This is a genomic window from Allobosea sp. CER48 (assembly GCF_044752385.1).
Classification (GTDB): Bacteria; Pseudomonadota; Alphaproteobacteria; order Rhizobiales; family Beijerinckiaceae; genus Allobosea.
On sequence record NZ_JBIWYK010000215.1, the window covers coordinates 1 to 5,383 of the forward strand.

Below are 5,383 nucleotides of genomic sequence, written 5' to 3' on the forward strand. Positions count from 1 at the left end.
GCATCTGCGCTGACGAGACAGCCAAGCGGAACCGCAGCGCAACGATGAACACCTATATTCCCCTGATCCTGTTCACGGTGCTGACCAACGCGGCCGCCCAGCTGATGCTGAAGCGCGGCATGAGCGGGCTCGGCTCCTTCGATGTCGCCAATGACGGACTGATCGGCACCGTCTTCCGCGTCGTGTTCAATCCCTTCGTCTTCGCGGGCCTGTGCACTTTCGTGATCAGCATGGCCTCGCATCTGATCGTGCTGTCCAAGGTACAGATCAGCTACGCCTATCCCTTCCTGAGCCTCGCCTATGTCGTAGTCGCGGCCTACGCTTATTTCGTCTTTCACGAGGATCTGGGCGCGATGCGCATAGCCGGCATCGGCTTCATCGTGCTCGGCACCGTTTTCATTGCACAAAGCTGAGGGAGATCATGGACCTGATCGTACGCCTGTTCCTGCGTCTCGGCGCCTTGTTGGAGCCGCCCGTCGTTCCGCAGCCGGTCCCCGTGCCCGTACGCAACCGGCGCCCGCGCCTGCCCGTCGACCCGAGAGGCTGACGCGATGAAGCACATCATCATCGGCGGCGACGGCTTTGTCGGCTCGCATCTGGCGGCGGATCTCGCCGCCATGGGCGAGAATGTCCTCGTCGCGGACATCCAGAAGAGCGAGCATGCTCACTACGAGACGGTGCCGTTCCTGAAGGCCGACGTGACCCGGACGGAAAGCGTCGAGCGCATTCCGCTGCAGCCAGAGGACGTGGTCTACAACCTCTCGGCCAAGATGCTCTCGCCGATCGTGACGCGCGCCGAGCGGCACGATTTCTTCTGGCCGGTCAACTATAACGGCACCCAGAACATCCTCAGCTGGATGGAGAAGAACGGGGCCGACCGGCTCGTCCACTTCACCACAGACATGATCTACGGCCATTCGGTGACGGTGCCGCAGGACGAGACGCATCCCGCCAGGCCACTGGGCGAGTATGGCGAGAGCAAGCTTGCGACCGAGCGCCTCGCCGACGAGTATCGCGCCAAGGGCTTCAAGATCCCGATCTTTCGCCCGCGGCTCATCATCGGGCCGGGCCGTCTCGGTATCCTGGTCAAGCTGTTCAGGCTGATCGACCTCAACCTGCCGGTGCCGATGATCGGTGGTGGCAACAACCCCTATCAGTTCATCTCGGTCTTCGACTGTGCCAGCGCCTGCGTCGCAGCCTGGAAGGCGGGTTTCCCGAACGAGGCCTACAACCTCGGCTCCGACGATCCGCCGCCGGTGAAGAAGCTGCTGGGCGACCTCATCAAACATGCCGGCTCGAAATCGATCCTGCTGCCGACGCCGGCTTCGCTGGTGAAGCTGACGCTCGACGCGCTCGATGCGGTGAACCTGCCGATCATGGACCCGGAGCAGTACAAGATCGCCGACGAGATCTGCATTCTCGACACCTCCAAGGCCAAGCGCGAGCTGGGCTGGCGGCCGCAACATCGCGACGAGGACATGCTGCTCGCCGCCTATACCGAGTATCGCAAGGGCAAGGATGCCCAGAAGCCGGAGCCGAGGAGCCTCGCTGCATGAGCATGCCCGCCTTCAAGCCCGAGGACGGCCCGATGACCGGCGCCCGCCCGCAGCTCATCAGCGTCGAGGCCGCCAAGCAGCTCGACGCCGCACAGGTGAAGGACCTCTTCGCCAGCCATATCAATCCCGGCCAACTGCATTTCCTGAAGCTGCTCGGCTTCGACAGGATCCTCGTCGATCGCGCCGAGGGCATGCACTACGTCACCAGGGACGGCCGCAGGATCCTCGACTTCTTCGGCGGGTTCTGCTCGGTCGCCTTCGGCCACAACCACCCGCGCATCATCGCTGCGCGGCAGAAGTTCCAGGACGAGAACCGCCACGAGATCTGCATGGCGTTCATGTCGCAATATGCCGCGGCGCTGGCGAAGAACCTCGCCACCATCGCACCGGGCGATCTCGACATGGTCTTCCTCGGCTCAACCGGCTCGGAGGCGATGGAGGCGGCTCTGAAGGTCGCCGAGCAGGCGCAGGGGCCGGGCAAGTCCAAGATCCTGCACGCCGCGAACTCGTTCCACGGCAAGACCAAGGGCGTGCTCTCGATCACCGATTCGACGCTCTACCAGTCGCAGTTCAAGCTGGTCGAGAACCGGGTCAAGGTGCCCTTCGGCAATATCGAGGCGATCCGGCTGGCGCTCGAAAGCGATCCGTCGATCGGCATCGTGGTGCTGGAGACGATCCAGGGCGGCGGCGGCATCGTCGAGGCGCCAGAAGGCTTCTGGCGCGAGCTGCGCGCACTCTGCGACAAGCACGGCGTGCTCTGGGTGGCTGACGAGGTGCAATGCGGGCTCGGCCGCACCGGCCAGTTCTTCGCCTTCGAGCGGGACGGCGTCGTGCCGGACGTGACGGCCCTCGCCAAGGCGCTCGGCGGCTCGAAGGCGGCCATGGGGGCGATGATCGCTCGCCGCGACGTCTACATGAAAGCCTATGGCAAGCCCAAGACCGCGCTGATCCACGCCCAGGCCACCTTCGGCGGCATGGGCGAGGCCTGCGTCTCGGCGATCGAGGCGCTGAACGTGCTCTATGACGAAGACCTGATGGGCAATGCGAAGCGCCAGGGCGACTATCTGATCGAGCGGCTGAATGCGCTGCGCGCGAAGTACCCGACCCTGCTCAAGGAAATCCGGGGGCGCGGGCTGATGATCGGCATCGAGTTCCAAGACATCAGCGAGACCATGCCCTTCGGGGTCAAGCACATGGTGGCGCTGCTCGACGACAAGCTGAAGGGCTCGCTCTGTGGCTTCGTCGGCGCGCTTCTTCTGAAGGAGCACGACGTGCTCGTCGCCTTCACCGAGTACAATCGCAACGTCATCCGGCTCGAGCCGCCGCTGATCGTCACCCGTGAGCAATGCGACGAGTTCATCGCCGCCCTCGACGATGTGCTTTCGCGCGGTGTGACCGGGATCGTGACCAGCTATCTGCGCAAGGTCGCCGTCGCGAAGGGCTGAGGCAGCGCATCTGCGCCGGCACTGGGAAAAGAGGCTGGAGGTCGGGCACGACCTCCAGCCTCATTCGGATTCGGCGGCGCGAACATGTCCCCGCCGGGATTGACGACGATGGTCTCAGGCGCCGGCAGGCCGGCCCGCATCCGCGTTGACGCGCTCGACATCGCTGCGCGACAGGGCAAGATCGGACAGAGCGCGGTCATCCATCGCGTAGAGCGCGCGTGCGCTGCTCCGGGCGTCGAGCCAGGCCTCGAACTGCAGCAGCAGTCCGAGAGCACGGCCGCTCGAGCGGCGTGGGGCGGAGAAGGAAAGTCCGGCTGGGGCATGGCTGGCGTACATGGCGCGCCTCACGGGTGATCTGATTGCCCGTGAATCTGATCCTTGCCCGGGGTTGAAGCAAATGCGAAGTTCTTTGCTCTGCCCAAGTAAGGCTTGGCCTCGATGAGCCGCCGACACCTTCCGCCGCTGGCTTCGCTGCGCGCCTTCGAGGCGGCGGCCCGGCATCGCAATTTCGAAAAGGCGGGGGATGAACTCGCCGTCACGGCCAGCGCCGTCGGCCAGCACGTGCGTTCGCTCGAAACCTGGCTGAGGCGTCCGCTCTTTATCCGTCTGCCCAGCAAGGGCGTGGCCCTGACCGAGATCGGCGAACGCTATGCCGCGACGGTCTCGCAAGTGCTCGACCAACTCAACGAAGCCACGGCCCGCGCCTTGCGGCCGGATGCTCCGAATGTCCTGACCGTCAGCACCCTGCCCAGCTTTGCCTTGAACTGGCTGATACCGCGCCTTGGTGCGCTGAAGGAACGCGAGCCCAATCTCGAGGTCAGGGTCGAGATCTCGGTGGGGCTTACCGATTTCGCCCGCGAGAACGTCGACGTGGCCATTCGTTCCGGCCGGGGCGGCTATCAGGGCCTTCGAACCGATCTCCTGATGGAGGAGAATTTCTTTCCCGTCTGCAGCGCGGCGTTGCTCGGGAACCCTGAGCGGCCTCTGTGCGGACCGGAGGATCTCGTCCATCACACTCTGCTGCACGAGATTCCGGAAGGCATTCCCGATTTCGTCACCTGGCCGCGCTGGCTTGCGGCCGTCGGCATCACGCAGGTGGACGCGACCCGGGGGCCGCGTTTCTCGCATACGTTCCTCGCCTTGCAGGCGGCTGCGTCGGGGCAGGGCGTGGCGCTCGCGACGAATGTGCTGATCGGGGACTATCTCGATGCCGGCCGGCTGGTCCGGCCGTTCCCGCATCAGGTCAAGGGGCCGCACCAGTACTATCTCGTCTGCCCGGAAGCCTCGGCGCAGCGGCCGGCCATCGCGGCATTCCGGAGATGGATACGCGACGAGGCGGCGGCCCACGTGGCCCTTAGCGCCGGCTCGTGACCGTGCGGCGCCGGGCGCGGGGCAAGGCCTGGCGCAAAAAAAAGCCCCTCCGCGGAGGGGCTTCAGTCTGGTCTCGAAACTCTGCAGGGGCATGAAACTCAGTAGTAGCCGCAGACCCGGCGGTAGCCGATGACGTTGCCCCAGCGGTCGAACCGTTCGACCAGGTCGCAGGAACGGACGGGGGCGGCGTAGTAGCCGTAGGCGGGGCGAGTGGCCGAGGCGATGATGGCACCGGCGGCGAGAGCGCCGACCACACCGGCTCCGACACCCCAACCGCCGTAGCCGTAGCCCCAGCGCGGCCGCGCCTCGGCGCCGGACGCGATGAAGGTGGTGGCCAGGGTCACGGCCGCGAAGGTCGCCAGCGCGGTCTTGCGGAGCGTCGTCATGATCGTCTCTCCCGAGGGGATCCGAGAGCGAACCATTCGCCCTCCATGACCATTGGTCGCGCCAGCCGGCAGGAAGGTTCAAACGGTTCGGAGATTTTTTCCGGAGGCCGCAAGGCCCTGCCGCTCCCCGGCGATCAGCCGGTCGCTCATGCGTAGAAGCGCAGCAGCTCAAGGCCGGCAGGGCTGTTCCAATCCGCTTCGCCGACGAGGTACCCGACGCTGCGCGCCTCGCGGTCGAGGATATAGGTCATCGGCATGCCGTAGAGGGCGAACGGCGTGGGTTTGGTCGATTTCGGGCCGGAGGCCACGGAGCCGTCGGTGTCGATGAAGGTCGAGAGTTCGGAGAGTCCGAGCCGCTGGAGATACGCCTTTACGGTCGCCGGGGACTTGTCGAGCGACACCGGCAGAACGACGAACGGCTCCCGGCCCGCTCTGGCTTGCAGGCGCTGAAGAATGGGCAGTTCGCGCCGGCAGGGCGGGCACCAGCTTGCCCAGAAATTCAGGAGGACGGCCTTGCCACGATAAGCGGAGAGCGGCCTGCTCCGGCCGCCGAGATCGGTGATCGCGAGCAAGCCGGCCGGCTCCGGTGGATCGAGTTGCACGAACTGCGAGGCAGGACCGGCAA

Annotated in this window: 7 protein-coding genes; 4 read left to right on the forward strand and 3 right to left on the reverse strand. The window is 65.6% G+C overall.

Features of this window, described 5'->3' with window-relative positions; all coding sequences use genetic code 11:
- The first annotated feature begins 44 nt into the window (after positions 1-44).
- The 3 genes from ACIPIA_RS09720 to ACIPIA_RS09730 all read left to right on the forward strand — a co-directional run bounded on the left by ACIPIA_RS09720 (position 45) and on the right by ACIPIA_RS09730 (position 3,001).
- The gene (locus ACIPIA_RS09720; protein WP_400508969.1) at positions 45-413 is read left to right on the forward strand and encodes a DMT family transporter; all 369 of its coding nucleotides are present in this window, start codon (positions 45-47) and stop codon (positions 411-413) included.
- Between the two features lie 138 nt (positions 414-551).
- Positions 552-1,556, forward strand: a complete 1,005-nt coding sequence (locus ACIPIA_RS09725) for an NAD-dependent epimerase/dehydratase family protein (protein WP_400508960.1) — start codon at positions 552-554, stop codon at positions 1,554-1,556.
- Positions 1,553-3,001, forward strand: a complete 1,449-nt coding sequence (locus tag ACIPIA_RS09730) for an aspartate aminotransferase family protein (protein WP_400508962.1) — start codon at positions 1,553-1,555, stop codon at positions 2,999-3,001. The genes ACIPIA_RS09725 and ACIPIA_RS09730 overlap by 4 nt, the downstream gene beginning before the upstream one ends.
- A 114-nt stretch (positions 3,002-3,115) precedes the next feature.
- On the opposite strand, the gene ACIPIA_RS09735 is transcribed toward ACIPIA_RS09730, so the two are convergent.
- Complete coding sequence (locus ACIPIA_RS09735) at positions 3,116-3,337, reverse strand: DUF1127 domain-containing protein (protein ID WP_400508963.1); 222 nt, start codon at positions 3,335-3,337, stop codon at positions 3,116-3,118.
- A 102-nt stretch (positions 3,338-3,439) separates the two neighbouring features.
- Here ACIPIA_RS09735 and gcvA point away from each other — a divergent pair, with 102 nt between their 5' ends.
- Positions 3,440-4,372, forward strand: a complete 933-nt coding sequence (gcvA, locus tag ACIPIA_RS09740; RefSeq protein ID WP_400508964.1) for a transcriptional regulator GcvA — start codon at positions 3,440-3,442, stop codon at positions 4,370-4,372.
- A 98-nt stretch (positions 4,373-4,470) separates the two neighbouring features.
- Here the strand turns inward: gcvA and ACIPIA_RS09745 are convergent, their stop codons facing one another.
- Both ACIPIA_RS09745 and ACIPIA_RS09750 read right to left on the reverse strand, forming a co-directional pair.
- The gene (locus ACIPIA_RS09745) at positions 4,471-4,794 is read right to left on the reverse strand and encodes a hypothetical protein (protein ID WP_400508966.1); all 324 of its coding nucleotides are present in this window, start codon (positions 4,792-4,794) and stop codon (positions 4,471-4,473) included.
- Positions 4,795-4,904: 110 nt separating this feature from the next.
- The gene (locus tag ACIPIA_RS09750; protein WP_400508968.1) at positions 4,905-5,330 is read right to left on the reverse strand and encodes a TlpA disulfide reductase family protein; all 426 of its coding nucleotides are present in this window, start codon (positions 5,328-5,330) and stop codon (positions 4,905-4,907) included.
- Between the last annotated feature and the right edge of the window lie 53 nt (positions 5,331-5,383).